Here is a 16,963-nt window from a genome sequence, read left to right as displayed (position 1 = left end):
GCTGCTCCCAGGGCCGGCGCCTTGATCGACGTCAATCGAGAACGGCTGCCGTCGTCTCCGGCGCGGGCTCGCCGCCGCCTCGGGCGTGAACGTAGATCGCCAGCTGCTTGACCGTCGCCGCGTCGAGCCTCTGTCCCCAGGCCGGCATCGCGCCGTGCCGCGGCGCGTTGATCTGGGCGCGGATGGCGGCGGGCTCGCTGGAGTAGAGCCAGACCGCGTCGCTCAGCCTCGGCGCGCCGACCTCGCGATTGCCTTCACCGCCGTCGCCGTGGCAGGCTGCGCAGTTCTCCGTGAAGATCTGGGCGCCCGCAGCGTCGGGCGGACTCGCCTTCGACAGGGACAGGACGTGCCGGGTCACCGCGGCGATCTGATCGCGATCGAGAAGGCCGTCCTTGCCGAAGGCCGGCATTTCGGAGATGCGCGTCTCGTCGTCGCCGGCGTAGCGCACGCCGTGCGTTACCGTCTGCGCGATCGCGTCGAGCGAGCCGCCCCAGAGCCAGTCGTCGTCGTTGAGATTGGCGAAGCCGACGCTGCCGGCCGCGTCCGCGCCGTGGCACTGGACGCAGTTGACCTTGAACGCGGATTCGCCACCCCGGATCGCGAGATCGCGCAGGACCGGGTCGGCCGCGACCTCTTCGATCGGAAGGCTTCGGATCTTCTCGACCTCGCCGGCCCGCGCGGCCGCGACGGTCTCGATCTCCTCCGCCACTTCCGAGCGGGAATGCCAGCCGAGAAGTCCCGGCGTCGCGGAGTTCAGAAGCGGGATCGCCGGAAACAGGAAGATGTAGACCAGCGCGAAGGCCTGGCAGGCGAAGAACACGCAGAGCCACCAGCGCGGCATCGGCGTGTTCAGCTCCTGGATGCCGTCCCATTCGTGGCCCGTCGTCGCCGTGCCGGTGGCCGCATCGATCTCGCCACGGTGCGGCTCGGAGCCGGCAACGCGAGGAAACCCTTCGTCTTTGCCGATGTCAGTCACGGTCCTTGCCTTCCGGGTCGTATTTGAAGGGAATGTCCGCCTGTTCGCGGTAGCCGAGCTGGGATCCCGGACGGAAGGCCCAGACCAGAATGGCCGCGAAGATGAGCGTGAGGGCGAGGAGGGCCCAGCTGTCTGCGAAGTGTCGCATCGCGTCGTAGAAGCTCATGGCGCTACCTCAGGTTCTCGTGGCTGAGGGGCTCGTAGCTCGTGAAGTCCACGGAGGTGCCGAGCATCTGGAGGTAGGCGACGAGAGCATCCATCTCGGAGATCCGCTGCGCGTCGCCGTCGAAGTCGCGGACCGCCACCTTGTCGTAGCGCAGCTTCAGGCCCGCCTCGGCATCGCCGGCCTTGGCGGTGGGCACGGCCAGCTGCGCGTAGAGATCGGTCACGGCGTTCTCGACCATCTCCGGCGTGTAGGGCACGCCGACCGCCGCATTGGCGCGGAGCTTGCCCGCGACGTCGTCGATCTTGAGGTCGGTCGCCGCCAGGAAGCCGTAGCGCGGCATGATGGATTCCGGCACCACCGAGCGTGGGTCCATGAGATGCCGGACATGCCACTCGTCGGAATAGCGGTTGCCGACCCGGGCGAGGTCCGGACCCGTGCGCTTGGAGCCCCACTGGAACGGGTGGTCGTACATGGACTCCGCCGCCAGCGAATAGTGTCCGTAGCGTTCCACCTCGTCGCGCATCGGGCGGATCTGCTGGGAATGGCAGACGTAGCAGCCTTCGCGCACGTAGATGTCGCGGCCGGCGAGTTCCAAGGGCGAGTAGGGGCGGACGCCCTCGACCTTCTCGATCGTGTTGTCGATGTAGAAGAGCGGCACGATTTCGACGATGCCGCCGATCGCGACGACGAGGAAGGACAGGACGAGAAGGATCGTGACGTTCCGTTCGACCCTGTGATGGTGCCGGAAGAGGAGCTTGGAAAGCGGGTCGAGCATGGGCCTGCCTCTGAATGGGGTGGGGCGGGGGCGGCCGGGTCTTCGGGACCCGGCGCCGGTCTCATTCGGCGGGCTGGACGACGCCGACGAACTGCTCGGACGGCGCGGCGCTGCGGATCGTCTTCCAGACGTTGAATGCCATCAGAAGGGCGCCGGCGAGGTAGAGAAGGCCGCCGGTCGCGCGGATGGCGTAGAACGGGTGGAGCGCGGCGACCGTCTCGACGAAGGAATAGACGAGGTAGCCGTCGGCATCGTATTCGCGCCACATCAGGCCCTGCATGATGCCCGACACCCACATCGAGGCCGCGTAGAGGACGATGCCGATCGTGGCGAGCCAGAAGTGCCAGTTGACGAGACGCAGCGAGTAGAGGCCGTTCGTGTGCCACAGGCGCGGCACGAGGAAGTAGATCGCGCCGAAGGTGATCATGCCATTCCAGCCGAGCGCCCCGGAATGGACGTGACCGATCGTCCAGTCGGTGTAGTGCGAGAGCGAGTTGACGGCCTTGATCGACATCATCGGACCCTCGAACGTGGCCATGCCGTAGAAGGCGACCGCGATCACGAGCATGCGGAGGATGGGGTCGGTGCGCAGCTTGTCCCAGGCGCCCGACAGCGTCATCAGCCCGTTGATCATGCCGCCCCAGGAGGGCATCCAGAGCATGATCGAGAAGACCATGCCGAGCGTCTGCGCCCAATCGGGCAGGGCGGTGTAGTGCAGATGATGCGGACCGGCCCAGATATACATGAAGATCAGCGACCAGAAGTGCACGATCGACAGGCGGTACGAGTAGACGGGGCGGTTCACCTGCTTGGGAATGAAGTAATACATCATTCCAAGGAACCCGGCGGTGAGGAAGAAGCCGACCGCGTTGTGCCCGTACCACCACTGGATCAGCGCATCCTGCACGCCGGAGAAGGCGGGGTAGGATTTGGAGCCGAGGAAGGAGACCGGCACCGCGAGGTTGTTCACGACGTGCAGGAGGGCGATCGTCACGATGAAGGCGAGGAAGAACCAGTTCGCCACGTAGATGTGGGGCTCCTTGCGCCGCACGATCGTGCCGAGGAAGACGACGAGGTAGGCGACCCAGACGACGGTCAGCCAGATGTCGATGTACCATTCCGGCTCGGCATACTCCTTCGACTGCGTGGACCCCATGAGGTAGCCGGTCGCCGCGAGCACGATGAAGAGCTGGTAGCCCCAGAACACGAACCAGGCCGTGTTGCCGCCGAAGAGCCGCGCGGCCGTCGTCCGCTGGACGATGTAGAAGGACGTCGCGATGAGGGCGTTGCCGCCGAAGGCGAAGATGACGGCGGAGGTGTGCAGCGGCCGCATGCGGCTGAAGTTGAACCAGGGCTCGACGTTGAGGTCCGGCCAGGTGAGCTGGAGCGCGATGACGACGCCGACGAGAAAGCCGACGACGCCCCAGAAGACGGTGGCCACGATCCCGAACCGGATCGGCCCGTCCATGTAGACGGGCGCCCCGCCCGGCCGGACCGTCGGCGCGGCGGCGGTCTCGGTCGTCGCCGCGGTCGTCAGGCGCCAGACCGACAGGGCGGCGGCGAGGAACGAGACGAGCCCCATGTGGAAGGCGAAGACATTGTCGTGCGCATAGGCCGACGCCATGAACGCGGCGAGCGCGACCGGAATCAGCACCATCGGGTTTGCGAGTTCCATCGCCAGTCCTCGATCGGGGGCGGCGCCCCGGTTGTCGTGTGACGTCGACCTAGCCGGCGGCGGCGGGGCGGTGCATTGATCGAGGTCAATCCGCGAGGATCGGGAGCGGCGGAGCCGCGAGGCCGGACGGATCGATCGGCCTTGCACGCCTCCGGCAGGAACGCGCCCTTTTCGATGCGCGGATGATCCTGATCAATGCGAGGCTGCGCCGGGCGCTTTCACAATCGCCCGCGCCGCAGAATTTCGCGGAGGCTGCGATGGAGCGTTCCATGCCTCACACACCCATGTCGCCGGACGGGTTCTCCCGCGTCATCCGGCTGGTTCAGGACACCGATCGCTCGATCGGGGCATCGCGATCCGACGCGGCGCCCGGCGACGGGGAACGGGTCTCCGGCCCTCGTCCGGCGGCGCAGTTCGCCGGCCTGTCCGCGCCGCGCTACACGTCTTATCCGACCGCGGCGGATTTTCGCGGGGATCTCGACCCCGAACTCCACGAGAGTTGGCTCGCGCGCGTTTCGCCGGGCGAGGCGGTCTCGATCTATCTCCACGTCCCGTACTGCCGGGAGATCTGCCACTATTGCGGCTGCCACACGAAGGCGATCCGGCGAGCGGAACCCGTCGAGGCCTATCGCGATGCCCTGCGCGAAGAGATCCGCCTCGCCGCCGCCGTCCTCCCCCGGCGGCTGCCCGTCGCGCGCATCGCCTGGGGCGGGGGCACGCCGTCGATCCTCGGGGCGAACGGGATCGCGTCCATCGTCTCCACGTTGGAGGCGCATTTCGATCTCGGGGCCCTGCGCGAACACGCGATCGAACTCGACCCCCGGCACGTCGACGCTTCGCTTGCGCGGGGGCTCGCCGATATCGGCATCGACCGGGTCAGCCTCGGTGTTCAGGATCTCGATCCGGCGGTCCAGGCCGCGATCGGGCGCATTCAGCCGGAACGGACGGTGCGCGACGCGGTCGCGGTTCTGCGGGCGGCCGGCATCTCCGGCATCAATTTCGATCTCATGTACGGCCTGCCGCACCAGGACGAGACGACGATCGCGGCCACCTGCCGGGCCGTCGCCGATCTCGCGCCCGATCGGATCGCCTGCTACGGCTATGCCCACCTCCCGGCACGCCGCGCGAACCAGCGGCTCGTCGATGCAGAGGCGTTGCCGGGCGCCGAGGAACGGCTGCGGCAGGCGGCGCTCGTGGCGCGATGCCTCGGCGCGCGCGGCTATCAGCCGATCGGCGTCGATCATTTCGCGCGAATGTGCGATCCGCTGGCGGTGGCGTCGCGCGCCGGCCGCCTGCACCGCAACTTCCAGGGCTACACCGACGACGACCGGCCGACCCTCCTCGGCTTCGGCGCGTCCTCCATCTCGCGCTTCTTCCAGGGCTTCGTGCAGAACGCGGTCGACATCGCCGCCTATCGACGCGCGCTCGAGCGAGGCGCGCTTCCCACCGGGCGGGGCTTGCCGCTCACCCGCGACGACCGGGATCGCGGCGCGATCATCGAGGCCCTGCTGTGCGACTTCCGCGTCGATCTTTCGGGGCAGGCCGGTCGCTTCGCGGAGGAGCTGGCGCGGCTGCGGCCCTATCTGGCGGACGGGCTGGTCACGTTCGATCGCGGCGTCCTGGCCGTCTCGCGCACCGGCCGGCCCTTCGCCCGCCTCGTCGCCCAGGTCTTCGACGCCTACCGGAACGGACAAGGCACCGGTTTCAGCCGCGTGGTGTGACACGAAGGAGGGATGATGACGGGGAGGGACCCCCTCTCGCCGTCGTGCCACGCAACCGGAAAGCGAGTGATCGTGCTCTCCGGGATTCTCACAGGCCTTTGCGGAAGCGACGCGCGATCCGTGGTGCAACTCGTGCATCACGGACCCCTTCCGCGCGAGTTTCTAGGTAGAAGTACGCTTTCTCAGCGCATCGAGTGACCTCATGTTCGAGCGCGTTCGATGCGCTGATTCGCTCCGATGGACCCTGCAAGCGGCGTCCAGCCTCGGTTGCATTCCAGTTTCGATGCGGATGGGCAGTTCTCTGCACGTCGCATGGCGCAGAGCCTGGGGAGGCATGTCAGATCGTGACCGTGACAAGCTTCCTTCAGGGGGTTGGCGCCCGCATGCGCCTGATCATTCTGATCGTGCTCGCCGTCCTGCCGTTGGGCGGCCTCATCGTCTATGGCCTGATCGCCAACTACGAGACGACGCTGCGCCTGGCGAGCGACGACCTGATGCGGACGGCCTCGATGGCCGCCAAGGATCCCGAGGGCCTCTTCGAGAACGCGCGATCGATGCTGCTCGCGGCAAAGGCCGAGGACACCGTCGGCCTGTCGGACCGCGAGGCTTGCCAAGCGTCGCTGCAGATGCTCCTCGCCGGCAATCCGCAATTCCTGGCGATGGGCGTCTTGGACGAAAGCGGCTCGATCTCCTGCCATTCGTCCGGCCTTCGTCCGTCGCTGAACACCGACCCGTCCGTCGTCGGACTTGCCCTGCGTACCCTGGCGTCGCAGGCGACGGGCATGGTCGTCGGCGACTTCATGATCGATCGCAGGACGGGCCAGCCGACCGTCGCCGTCGCGATCAGGCTGGCGCCCGATCGACGCGGCGTGGTCTTCGTCTCGCTCAATTTCGAGCGCCTCACCAAGGTGGCCGAGGGGGGCGCGTCGGCCGCCGGATTGTCGATGACCCTCGTCCATCCCGGCGCCGGCCGCATGATGACGCATGATCCCCCGATCCCGCGCGAGGTCGAAACTCTGCTGCCGTTCGGAACGACGCTCGTCGGCAGTCGGCTCGTCGCGGCGATGGCCGCCCAGCCGACGGGCGGGATCGTCGAGGCCGAAGGACCCGACGGGATCGAACGGGTCTATGCCTTCGTACCTCTGCGTGGCGCCGAAACCGGGATGATGCTGGCGATCGGGCAACCCCGGGCCGTCATCATGGGGCCTCAGACGCGCACCGCCTGGATGATGGGCATCATCGGCGTCGCCGTCCTGACCCTGGTTCTCGGCGCCGTCTGGTGGATCGGCCTGATCTCGCAGGTCCGGCCGATCGAGCGGCTGACCCGTTTCGCGCAGCGCCTGGAAGGCCGGGAGAACGAGGCCCGCATCGAGATGGAAGCGTGGCAACCGCCGGAGCTGCGCACGCTCGGACGCACGTTGAACGCGGCGGCGGTCCGACTCGACGCGGCGCGGCGTGCCGAAGAGGCCGTCGCGGCCAGCGAGAGTCGCTTCCGCCTCCTGGCGGAGAACACCGCCGACCTCATCGCGATCCTCGATGCCGATGGCGTTCCCACCTTCGTCTCTCCGGCGTCGAAGTGCATTGTCGGACGGGACCCGCAAGAGCTCATAGGGCGCCCGATCCGCGAGACGGCACATCCCGACGACGGGGCGGCGGTGGACGGGATGCTCGACACGCTCCGATCCGGCGGAGCCGTCGCCGATGTGCGCTATCGCATGGCCCATCAGGCAGGGCATTTCGTCTGGGTGGAGGTGAGCGGCCGGTCATACGACGACGGTGCCAGGATGACGCTGTCGGCGCGCGACATCACACGCCGGCGGGGCGTCGAGATGGAGCTGGAGCAGGCGAACCGCGTCCTGGCGGAACTCGCGACGACGGACGGTCTGACGGGCCTCGCCAATCGGCGAAGCTTCGATGCATCGCTCGACCGGGAGATCGCGCGGTGCCGTCGCGACGGCGTCGATCTCACCCTTCTGTTCATCGACATCGATCGCTTCAAGCTCTTCAACGATTCCTACGGTCATCTGGCGGGAGACGAGTGCCTGCGCCGGGTCTCGAAAGCCGTCCGCGACGCCATGCGGCGGCCCGCCGACATCGCCGCACGCTACGGCGGAGAGGAGATCGCCGTCATTCTGCCGGGCACCAATGCCGCGGGTGCCAGCAACCGTGCCAACCGGATCGTCGAGGCGGTCCGCGAGCTTGCCGTTCCGCATCTCCTCAGCGAGCACGGCATCGTGACGGTCAGCGTCGGCACGGCGGTCCTGCGGCCTTCGGGCTCCCTGCAACATGCCGCGAGCGATCTGATCGGCGAGGCGGATGTGGCGCTCTACGCGGCGAAGAAGGCCGGGCGGGATCGCGTCGTCGAAGGACGCCAGCTGGCCGGGGCAAGGGATCTTGCCTGAGACGGCCGGCGCCCTGGCGCCGGTCCTTGTCCGGCATCGAACCGCGTAGCGACGCGGATCGTCTCTGCGTCACGCCCGGCCGACGTCGCCGCTTCGCTGCGCCGGCTCTCTGCGTTGTTCTCGACGGTCGCGTCCGTCCGGCCGACCGGTTCCTTGCCCGCCTTGCACGGGTCCGGTGCTTGCCGTAAGCCAGGGCCGGCATGCGAAGCCGACCATGGCAAAGCGTCGTCCGGCAGCGACGGCCCTCGGATGTCTCGGAGAGGCGAACAGTCCGTGATGGTTCATCGTTCGGCATCATCGAAACTCGCGGACGGCGTCCTGTCCGTCAAAGCCGGCGTCGGGCCGACCCACGTCGCCTCGACGGCAGGTCCGAGAGGTCCGGCGAGGGACGGGAGCATCGCGTGAGCGCGTTCCAAGGCTCGCCCGACGACGTCGACGGCAGGACCGCGCAGGTCGATGCCGGGCGCTGGGCGATAATCGCTCAGTCGGTGGGCGATGCGATCATCGGCGAGACCCTCGACGGCATCGTGACCGACTGGAACCGGGGCGCGGAGCGGATCTTCGGCTACACCGCGGCCGAAGCCATCGGACGTCATATCTCCATGCTGTTCCCGGATGGCGCCGAGGACCAGTCGGAGACGATCCTCGATCGCATCCGGACCGGCAAAAGCGTGGAGCTCTACGTCGCCAAGCGTCGGCGAAAGAGCGGGCGCGTCATCGACGTTTCCCTGACCGATTCCCCGGTCTACGACGCCGACGGCCAGCTCGTCGGGGCTGCCAAGGTCGCGCGGGACGTGACCGATTTCATGGGAGCGCAGGCGCGTCTCGAGGCCAGCGAGGCCCGGCTGAGATCGGTGCTGGATACGGTGCCGGAGGCGATGGTGCTCATCGACGAGGGGGGCGTCATCGAATCCATCAGTGCCACGGCGGAGATCCTGTTCGGTTACACGGCCGACGAGGCCGTCGGCCAGAACGTGAGCACGCTCATGCCCGACCCGCACGGTGCCCGGCATGACGGCTACATCGCGCGCTATCTGAGCTCCGGCGAGCGGCGGATCATCGGGATCGGCCGCAAGGTCGAGGGGCGGCGGCGGGACGGCACGACCTTTCCGCTGCAGCTCACCGTCGGCGAGCTGCATGCCGGGGGACGTCGCTACTTCACCGGCTTCGTCCGGGACCTCACCGAGCACGAGGAATCCCAGAAGCGGCTCGGCGCGTTGCAGGACGAACTCGTCCACATGTCCCGTCTGACGGCCCTCGGCGAGATGGCGACGACGCTCGCCCACGAGCTCAACCAGCCCCTGACGGCGACGGCGAACTACCTGAACGGGGCCAAGCGCCTCCTGGCGAACGCCAGTCCGGACCGCCTGCACCTGGTGCGCGAGGCCGTCGAACAGGCCGCGCTGCAGATCCTGCGCGGCGGGGAGATCATCCGACGCCTGCGCGAATTCGTGGCGAGCGGGGAAACGGACCGGCAGAAGGAGGACCTCCCGGCCCTGATCCGGGAGGCCTGCGCGCTGGGGCTCGTCGGGGCCGGGGTCAGCGGCATCGAGATTTCCTACGCCTTCGACGCCGCCGCCGACACCGTGCTGGCCGATCGCGTCCAGATCCAGCAGGTGCTCCTCAACCTCGTGCGAAACGCGGTCGAGGCGATGGAGAATGCGCCCGTCCGACGCCTCACCGTGTCGACGCGGCGGCTTGATCGCGGCACCGTCGAGGTCGCCGTCGGCGACACCGGCTCCGGCATCGCGCCCGAGATCGCCGCCCGGCTGTTCCAGCCCTTCGTGACGTCCAAGGCGCGGGGACTGGGGGTCGGGCTGTCGATCTCGCGCACCATCGTCGAGGCGCATGGCGGTCGCCTTTCGGCCGAGCCCGTGGCCGGGGGCGGCACGCTGTTCCGGATGATCCTCTTCACGGGGATGGATGGGGAGTCGATGCATGACGCGTGAACGTCCATGACGAGCGAGGGGGTCGTCCATGTGATCGACGACGATGACGACGTTCGCCACTCGCTCGTCTTTCTTCTCTCCACGGCCGGCTTCGCGGTCCGCGCCTATGCGTCGGCGCTCGCGTTCCTCGACCGTCTCGAGGGCCTGCAGCCCGGATGCGTGGTCAGCGACGTTCGCATGCCTGGCATGAGCGGCACCGATCTCCAGCGGCGGCTGACGATCGTGGCGCCGCATCTTCCCGTCGTGATCATCACCGGCCATGGCGACGTCGCGCTGGCCGTCGAAGCCATGAAGGCCGGTGCGGTGGACTTCATCGAGAAGCCGTTCTCCGACGAGGCCTTGATCGGCGCGATCGAAGCCGCGCTCGCCCGGCGCAACGGCGTTCGGGAGCCGGCGGCGCAAGCGCAAGCGGCTTCGAGCGATCTCGGCCAATTGTCCGCGCGAGAGCGGCAGGTTCTCGACGGACTCCTGAAAGGGCATGCCAACAAGACGATCGCGCACGACCTCGGCATCAGCCACCGCACGGTGGAGGTTCACCGCGCCAACGTCATGTCGAAGCTCGGCGCGACCAGCCTCGCCGACCTCGTGCGCAAGGCTCTGCTCGCCGGACAGGCCGGAGCGGCGTAGAGCGCCGCGCGTCGAGGCTCCGGACGAGTCCGGGACGTTCCTCCCGGGCTCGCGTCGGCTCGAGATTTCGCATTCTCTGAAACGGCATCGTCACCGCGCACCGATATCGCCCGTGGCTTCGGCGTCGGCTTCGGCGTCTGCGTCCATCCGGTGCAACGTCCGTTTGCGTTTGATCAAGGCGGTGCAGCCTGGAGACCTGTAGACCGATTGCAGACGTGGCGGCCGCAGTGGGCGCTTGCCCCGGGGAGCGGGACATGGTCCAGACCAGAGACATCGTTCTCGTTGCGGATGGCGACCGCGCCGTACGGGATTCCATCAAGTTCGCGCTCGAACTGGAAGGATGGCTGGTCGGCACGTGCGCCGACGGCGCCGAACTGTTCGATCATCCCGACCTCGCACACGCGTCCTGCCTGATCGTCGACCACCATATGCCCGGAGGCGACGGCCTGGACATCGCGGACCGGCTTGCCGAGCGCGGGATCCTGGCGGTGCGGATCCTGACGACCCAGACGAACTCCGCTCGTCTTCGCCGTCGCGCCGCGCTGCGCGATGTCCGAACCATTCTGGAAAAACCGCTGCTCGGCGACGTGCTCGCAGGCGCCGTGCGCGAAGCGGTCGCGTCCCGACCTCTGCGAAATCCCGGCAATCCGTCGGGCGACATGGCGGCGAGCCCCATCCGTAAGACCCCGTAGTGGACTGACCGAATGTCGCGGATCGGTCGCTCTTGCTACTCGAAGGATATCGGTTCTCAAGGGGAAAGCCCGATGTCCGCTCTTTCGAAGCACTCTGCCTCGACCCATTCGCCGACCTTCTTCGCGTCCACGTCCTCGTCATTCGACGTGTCGACGACGAAGGATCGGATCGGCGGCGTGGCGCTGGCGGGCCAGGTCCTTCAGTTCTCGCAGGACTGCGGAATCTACGACGAAGGCGATCCGACGCGCTTCTTCTTCAAGGTCGTGTGCGGCGTCGTGCGCACCTGCAAGTATCGCTGCGACGGCCGACGGCAGATCGACGGCTTCCACGAAGAGGGCGACGTCTTCGGCCTCGAGTCGGGCGCGACCTATGAGCGGTCCGCCGAAGCGGTGTCGGACTGCACGCTGATCGCCTATCGCTGGCATGGACTGGCGTCGGCCGGCGCAGACGAGGACCGAGCGGCACTGATCGTCGCGATGGCCTTGAAGTCTCTTCGCAGGGCCGGCGACCATGCGCTTCTTTTGGGCAGGGCGACGGCCGCGGAGAAGGTCGCCTCCTTCCTGGTCGAGATCGCCGCACGGCGCCGCTCCGACGGCGCGATCGACCTCGTCATGTGCCGCCAGGACATCGCGGACTATCTGGCCCTCACCATCGAGACCGTGTCGCGCACGATGTCCCAGTTCGAGCGCAAGGGACTGATCGCACTGCCGAGTGCGCGGCACGTGGTCCTGCGCGACTTCGCGGGGCTGGCGGAGCAGTGCGGTGGCCTTGGGCCGCGCCTCGACTGACGTCGTCGCCCATGGCGACCGTTGCCCTGCCTTCACGTCGTCCGGATCGCGATTTCGGGAGAGGTGAACGCTTGTGCAACCTTTGAAGGGCATCCTTTGCGCATCGCCATCGCGTGGCGCCCTAGGTCTGATTTATGTCCCGTTTCGAAGATCTCGGAATCAAGGCGCGCCTCGTGCTCCTGGCCGCCGCCGCGATGCTGCCCTTTCTGCTTCTGGTCATCGGCGGGCTCGTCTACTCCTACGAAGACGCGACAGCGACCGCGGAGAAGGACGTTCGCAAGACCGCGGAAATTGCTTCGGATCGCGTGTCGCATGCCTTCGACGACGCGCGCGCCAGGTTGGAGATTCTCCGCGAGCTTCCGGAACTGCGCCGGGGAAGCGGGATCTCCTGCCATGCCTTCCTCATGTCGATGCGCGCGGCCAATCCGCAGTTCCTGACGATCGGGGTGCTCGATGCGCGGGGCGAGATCACCTGTCACAGTCGAGAGGGAAAGCTCGAGACCTTCACCGACCCGGTTTTCGGGCGCCGCGTCCTCGCCATGGAGCCCACGGACTTCGCGGTCGGACAGTTTCGCATCGGCGCCAATTCCGGGCGGCCGACGGTCTTCGTGGCCATGCCGCTGCCACGCGTGCGAAACGAGCCGAGCGGCATCATCTACGCCTCGCTCAATCTCGGCCATCTCCAGGATATCGCCCGCGAAATGTCGGGCAAGTCCCAGCGATCGATCCTCCTCTTGGAATCGCAAACCAGCCGCGTCCTCGCGCGCTGGCCGAAGCCGGTCGCCTTCGGCACGGCGATGCCGGATCATCCGGCCGCGTCCTTCGTCCGGGACAATGCGGCCGGCGGCGTCCGGCAACTGACGGATGTCGATGGAACCGTCCGGATCTACGGGATCGCGCCGGTTCGGTCCGCCGGTGAGTCCGGGCTGGTTCTCCTCGTCGGCGAGTCGCGCGCGCTCGTCATGTCGGCGCTGAACTGGCGCAGTTTCGCGGCTGTCCTGCTCGCCTTGCTGGCGCTCAGCACGGCGATCGGCGCGGCGTCGTGGCTCGGCTCCGAAATGCAGGTCCGGCCGATCCGCCGTCTGGCGCTGACGGCGGCCCGCATCAGCGCCGGCCAGTTCTACGCGCTGACCGGTATCGAGACCTGGCAGGCGCCCGAGTTTCGGGAACTGGCTTCTCAGTTGGACACGATGGCCGTCGCCCTCGACAAGGGACGGCAGGCCGAGCAGGCGATCGCCGTCAGCGAAGCTCGCTACCGGCTGGTCGCCGACAACACGACCGACATCATCACCTGCGTCGACACGGATGGTCGCTACACGTTCGTTTCGGGAGCCAGCCTGCCGCTGCTCGGCTACAAGCCGACCGAACTCGGCGGCTTGCTCATGCGCGACGTCGTGCATCCCGACGACCGGCCCATCGTCGACGACATCATGACCGCCGTCAGGGCCGGTCAGACGCTCCAGGCCGCCCGATATCGCGCCCGCCACTGTGATGGATACGACGTGTGGGTGGAGGTCGCGGGGCGTGCCGTCGAAGGGCGCGGCGAAGCGGTGCTCGCCATCCGCGACGCCACCCATCGCAAGGCCATGGAAGACCACATCGAGGCCACCAACCAGCGGCTGGCGAGCTTGGCCTCGACCGACGACCTCACGCAGCTTCCGAACCGCCGGACGTTCAATCAGACCATCTCGACCGAGTTGGCCCTTTGCGCGCGCACGCAGGCGCCCCTGGCTCTCGTCCTCATCGATGTGGATCGCTTCAAGGCCTATAACGACGGCTACGGGCATCAGGCCGGCGACGACTGCCTGAAGCGCGTCGCCCATGCCCTGCGCACGGAGGCGCGACGTCCCGGCGATATCGTGACGCGCTACGGCGGCGAGGAATTCGCGGCCATCCTGCCGAACACCACCCTGTCCGGCGCCCTCGAACGGGCCGATGCGATGCGACGCGCGGTGCGGGAGATGTCGATCGTCCACGGCGGCAGCGAACATGGCCGGGTGACCGTGAGCATCGGCGTCGCCTGCCTCTTCGATGCCGGACGCGAGGAGGCATCCGCCGTCCTCATCCGGCAGGCCGATCAGGCGCTCTACGAGGCGAAGGCTCGGGGGCGCGACGCGATCGAAGCCTTTCCGAACGACGTTCCGCTGCCGGCGCTGAAGCGGTCGGTCTGAGGGGCGTGGGGACCGCGCGTCCCGCTCGCTCGCCGATCGTGCCAAGCGTTCGCGACGTGGCGCCGGCCGACGATGAGGGGTCTTGGGCGATAGCCTTGTCGGTTTCCGCGATGTCGGGAACGAAGGGAGGGGCATGGGGCGTCTTTGCCCAGTGATGCGGGCGTCGAACGAGTTCGCAAACGGCTCGAGCCGTGCTGATTCCGACGAGCATCCAGTAGACATAGATCCAGGACAGGTTCGGCAGGAGCCATCGTCGTTCGGGGCCCGGCATCGTGCGCATGGCGAGAAGAAGGAAGGCCGTCACGCCGGCCACGGCATTGAAGAGGTCGATGGCGAGAAGAATGTCGATCGAGGGAACGTCCCTCTCTCCGTAGGCGAGGATCGCGATCGCCATGCCGATCAGGTAGAGGAAGATCGGATGCGCGAGCGCCGAGGCGATCATCCCGATGAAGAGGATCTGGAAGATCGCGAAGCTCTTGAAGCCCAGATCGCGGTAGAGCGCTCGCGGATCGCGCATGTGCACGAGATAGGTCTGGAGCCAGCCCTTCACCCACCGCGTCCGCTGCTCGTACCAGACCCCGATGTCGCGCGGCGCATCCTCGACGGTCGCGCTGCGCAGGGTGCCGATCCGATAGCCCTGGCGATGGAGGCGGATGCCGAGATCGGCATCCTCGGTCACGTTGTGACTGTCCCAGGCTCCCGCCGCCACGAGATGGTCCCGGCGGAAGTGATTGGATGTGCCGCCCAGCGGGATCGGGAAACCATGCGCTGCAAGCCAGGGGAGCAATCCGCGAAAGAGCGTCGCGTATTCGAGGGCGAAGAGGCCGGGGAGCCAGCCCTGCCGGCCGTTCGCGATCGAAAGTTCCGCCTGGAGGCAGGCGAGGCGATCGTCGCCTGCTCGAAAGGTGCGCCAGGCGAGCTCCAATTGCTGCGGATCGGGGCGGTCCTCGGCATCGTAGAGAACGACGAACTCGCCGGTGGCCAGGGGAAGTGCGAAGTTGAGAGCCTTGGGCTTCGTGCGGGGTGCCGAGACCGGGGTCACCACGATCTCGAAGCCCGGCTCGTCGACGATGGCGGTGCGGGCGGCGGCGATCGTGTCGGGATCGTCGGCTTCGCAAACGAGGAGGACCTGGAGTTTGGATCGCGGCCAATCGAGGGATGCCAGCGAGCGCACGAGATGGCCGACGACCTCGTCTTCCTGCCGGAGGGCGACGAGCACGCTGTAGATCGGGCGGACCGCGCCGGCTTCCGGCTCCGGCGGAAGGGGTCGCTTGGGCGGCGACAGGGCCGCCGCCAGACGAAGGCTCGTCGGCGCGAAGAAGACGATCCCCGAGGCGACGTGCAGATAAAGCAGCAGTCGGTCCCAATCCTGAAGGGCAGAAAGGACGACCGCGATGGCGAGACTGGCGAGCGCGGCGCCCTGCTGGCCGGTCAGCGTCAGACGGGCGGAGATGTCCAGGCGTTCGGCGGACAGGCTGAGACTGGCCCTGGATATGCGCTCGTCGACCGTCTCGGCAGATCGGCGGCGGCGGATCTCACCGGTCGTCGTGATCGCCAGTGCCGAGCGCGCGGCTGGTCGGCGGACCAGCAGGCGTGCCACGATATCGAGTTCCTCCAGCTTCGGCGCGATGTAGATCAGCACCGTTCCTTCAGGCCCGCAGGTGCGCAGAATGTTCTGGGCCGCGTTGGGCGCCGGCGTCGCGAGAAGCGTCTCGGCATCGGATATGTCGCGAAAGCCGATCCCGAGCGTCTTGGCCATGGCCTGAAGGAGCACGGCCTCGTCGACACGACGGGCGGCGACGAGCTCCCGCGCGATATCGGTCGCGTTCCGCGCGGCCTCCGTCCTGGCCTCGTCGAGATGGGCCTCGTCGATGCCGAGGTCGCGAAGGAGGTCCCGGATCCGGGAAGCCGCGCTCGGCTCCCCGACGCTTTCAACCTGCGCCGAAACGTGAGAAGCATCCAGCCGACGTCCAGCTCCGCCAAACGACGGGTAGCCCAAGGCTGAGGCCTCGTCACGCATGCCGACCGAGATGTGCGATCAAGTCCACGGCTCACCGGAAGCGAAGAATTGCACGATCGTCCATGACATCCTCGACGAGAAACGACCCGTGAGACACGAACCGAAACGCGCAGTTCGATCCCGTTTGATTCACCTTCTGATTGCATCTTATGTCTTGCTTTCAACTGGAGCGATTCCCGTTGCGGCTCAGGCCGTCTCGACGCCCAATTTCTGGGATCAGCGCCAGAGGCTGTCGAAGCCCGTCCTTGCGCCCCGCGAGCGCATCCGGTTTCTGACCAGCACGGATTATCCGCCGTTCAATTTTCTCGATGCGCGCGGTCGGCTCGGCGGCTTCAACGTGGATCTCGCCCGCGCGATCTGCGAGGAGCTCGACATCGTGGATCGCTGCCAGATCGAGGCGCGTCCCTTCGCCGAACTCGTTCCCCTTCTCGAGAAGGGCGACGCGGAGGCCGTGATCGCGGGCATCGGGATCTCACCGGAAAGCCGGCGGCGTCTCGCCTTCACGGAAAGCTACCTGCGCTACCCCGCCCGGTTCGTCACGCGCAAGGACGCGCCCTTGACCGAGCCGCTGGAGCCGGCGCTGTCGGGGCGCAAGATCGGGACGGTCGACGGCAGCGCGCATGCGGCCATGCTCGGGGCCTTCTTTCCCAATGTTCAGCGCGTCGGCTTCGCCGATCGCAGCACCGCGCTCACCGCGCTCAGGAACGGCGCCGTGGATGCCGTGTTCGGCGACGGGATCGATCTGTCCTTCTGGCTCGAAAGCGAGGCGGCGAACGGATGCTGCGCCTTTTCCGGTGGACCCTATCTGTCCGACCGCTTCCTCGGGGAAGGGCTCGCCATCGCGTTCGCCCGCAAGGACGTCGATCTCGCACGCGCCTTCGACTACGCCCTCGGGCAGATCGTCGCCAAGGGCACGTTCTCCGAATTGCTCCTGCGCTATTTTCCGGTGAGCGCCTACTGAGCCGCCGCAAGGCTCCGGGTCGAGCCGCCCGCGCGCCTT

13 protein-coding genes are annotated in these 16,963 nt (G+C 67.6%); 8 read left to right on the top strand and 5 right to left on the bottom strand.

Going from position 1 to position 16,963, the window contains the following annotated elements:
- Positions 1-31: 31 nt before the first annotated feature.
- The 4 genes from ccoP to ccoN form a co-directional block, all read right to left on the bottom strand.
- Positions 32-976, bottom strand: coding sequence for a cytochrome-c oxidase, cbb3-type subunit III (ccoP, locus tag ASG43_RS01970; RefSeq protein WP_348271057.1), 945 nt, complete (start codon positions 974-976; stop codon positions 32-34).
- A complete protein-coding gene (locus tag ASG43_RS21945) occupies positions 969-1,142 on the bottom strand; it encodes a cbb3-type cytochrome c oxidase subunit 3 (RefSeq protein ID WP_082490536.1) in 174 nt (57 codons plus the stop codon). Before ASG43_RS21945 ends, ccoP begins: the two co-directional genes overlap by 8 nt.
- A 4-nt stretch (positions 1,143-1,146) precedes the next feature.
- The gene (gene ccoO / locus ASG43_RS01965) at positions 1,147-1,917 is read right to left on the bottom strand and encodes a cytochrome-c oxidase, cbb3-type subunit II (RefSeq protein ID WP_056499609.1); all 771 of its coding nucleotides are present in this window, start codon (positions 1,915-1,917) and stop codon (positions 1,147-1,149) included.
- 61 nt (positions 1,918-1,978) lie between these two features.
- Entirely contained in the window at positions 1,979-3,592 is a 1,614-nt protein-coding gene (gene ccoN, locus ASG43_RS01960) for a cytochrome-c oxidase, cbb3-type subunit I (protein WP_056499606.1), read from the bottom strand.
- A gap of 269 nt (positions 3,593-3,861) precedes the next feature.
- Here ccoN and hemN point away from each other — a divergent pair, with 269 nt between their 5' ends.
- The 7 genes from hemN (at position 3,862) to ASG43_RS01925 (ending at position 13,943) form a co-directional block, all read left to right on the top strand.
- Positions 3,862-5,313 carry an oxygen-independent coproporphyrinogen III oxidase gene (hemN, locus tag ASG43_RS01955; RefSeq protein ID WP_244487951.1) on the top strand — a complete coding sequence of 484 codons (1,452 nt, stop codon included), beginning with the start codon at positions 3,862-3,864 and terminating at the stop codon, positions 5,311-5,313.
- A gap of 383 nt (positions 5,314-5,696) precedes the next feature.
- Positions 5,697-7,715 (top strand): diguanylate cyclase, encoded by a 2,019-nt coding sequence (locus tag ASG43_RS01950; RefSeq protein WP_056499604.1) that lies wholly within the window; start codon positions 5,697-5,699, stop codon positions 7,713-7,715.
- A 401-nt stretch (positions 7,716-8,116) separates the two neighbouring features.
- The gene (locus ASG43_RS01945; RefSeq protein WP_056499601.1) at positions 8,117-9,664 is read left to right on the top strand and encodes a PAS domain-containing sensor histidine kinase; all 1,548 of its coding nucleotides are present in this window, start codon (positions 8,117-8,119) and stop codon (positions 9,662-9,664) included.
- Between the two features lie 6 nt (positions 9,665-9,670).
- The gene (fixJ, locus tag ASG43_RS01940; RefSeq protein ID WP_056499599.1) at positions 9,671-10,291 is read left to right on the top strand and encodes a response regulator FixJ; all 621 of its coding nucleotides are present in this window, start codon (positions 9,671-9,673) and stop codon (positions 10,289-10,291) included.
- A 215-nt stretch (positions 10,292-10,506) separates the two neighbouring features.
- The gene (locus tag ASG43_RS01935) at positions 10,507-10,983 is read left to right on the top strand and encodes a response regulator (RefSeq protein WP_156386347.1); all 477 of its coding nucleotides are present in this window, start codon (positions 10,507-10,509) and stop codon (positions 10,981-10,983) included.
- Positions 10,984-11,055: 72 nt separating this feature from the next.
- Positions 11,056-11,772, top strand: coding sequence for a helix-turn-helix domain-containing protein (locus tag ASG43_RS01930; RefSeq protein ID WP_056499596.1), 717 nt, complete (start codon positions 11,056-11,058; stop codon positions 11,770-11,772).
- 134 nt (positions 11,773-11,906) lie between these two features.
- A complete protein-coding gene (locus ASG43_RS01925; RefSeq protein WP_056499594.1) occupies positions 11,907-13,943 on the top strand; it encodes a diguanylate cyclase in 2,037 nt (678 codons plus the stop codon).
- On the opposite strand, the gene ASG43_RS01920 is transcribed toward ASG43_RS01925, so the two are convergent.
- Positions 13,834-15,942, bottom strand: coding sequence for a glycosyltransferase (locus ASG43_RS01920; protein WP_056499592.1), 2,109 nt, complete (start codon positions 15,940-15,942; stop codon positions 13,834-13,836). The genes ASG43_RS01925 and ASG43_RS01920 overlap by 110 nt on opposite strands.
- Positions 15,943-16,117: 175 nt before the next feature.
- On the opposite strand from ASG43_RS01920, the gene ASG43_RS01915 reads away from it, so the two are divergent.
- Complete coding sequence (locus ASG43_RS01915) at positions 16,118-16,924, top strand: transporter substrate-binding domain-containing protein (protein ID WP_244487950.1); 807 nt, start codon at positions 16,118-16,120, stop codon at positions 16,922-16,924.
- Positions 16,925-16,963 lie beyond the last annotated feature (39 nt).

Source organism: Aureimonas sp. Leaf454, from assembly GCF_001424685.1.
Lineage (GTDB): Bacteria > Pseudomonadota > Alphaproteobacteria > Rhizobiales > Rhizobiaceae > Plantimonas.
Note: the sequence above shows the minus strand (reverse complement) of the source record. Positions and strands in the feature narration are given on the sequence as shown.

Bases quoted from the DNA above. Each gene is read 5' to 3' on its own strand.
- ASG43_RS21945 (WP_082490536.1), bottom strand. From the start codon at position 1,142: ATGAGCTTCTACGACGCGATGCGACACTTCGCAGACAGCTGGGCCCTC.
- ccoO (WP_056499609.1), bottom strand. From the start codon at position 1,917: ATGCTCGACCCGCTTTCCAAGCTCCTCTTCCGGCACCATCACAGGGTC.
- ccoN (WP_056499606.1), bottom strand. From the start codon at position 3,592: ATGGAACTCGCAAACCCGATGGTGCTGATTCCGGTCGCGCTCGCCGCG.
- hemN (WP_244487951.1), top strand. From the start codon at position 3,862: ATGCCTCACACACCCATGTCGCCGGACGGGTTCTCCCGCGTCATCCGG.
- ASG43_RS01950 (WP_056499604.1), top strand. From the start codon at position 5,697: ATGCGCCTGATCATTCTGATCGTGCTCGCCGTCCTGCCGTTGGGCGGC.
- fixJ (WP_056499599.1), top strand. From the start codon at position 9,671: ATGACGAGCGAGGGGGTCGTCCATGTGATCGACGACGATGACGACGTT.
- ASG43_RS01930 (WP_056499596.1), top strand. From the start codon at position 11,056: ATGTCCGCTCTTTCGAAGCACTCTGCCTCGACCCATTCGCCGACCTTC.
- ASG43_RS01925 (WP_056499594.1), top strand. From the start codon at position 11,907: ATGTCCCGTTTCGAAGATCTCGGAATCAAGGCGCGCCTCGTGCTCCTG.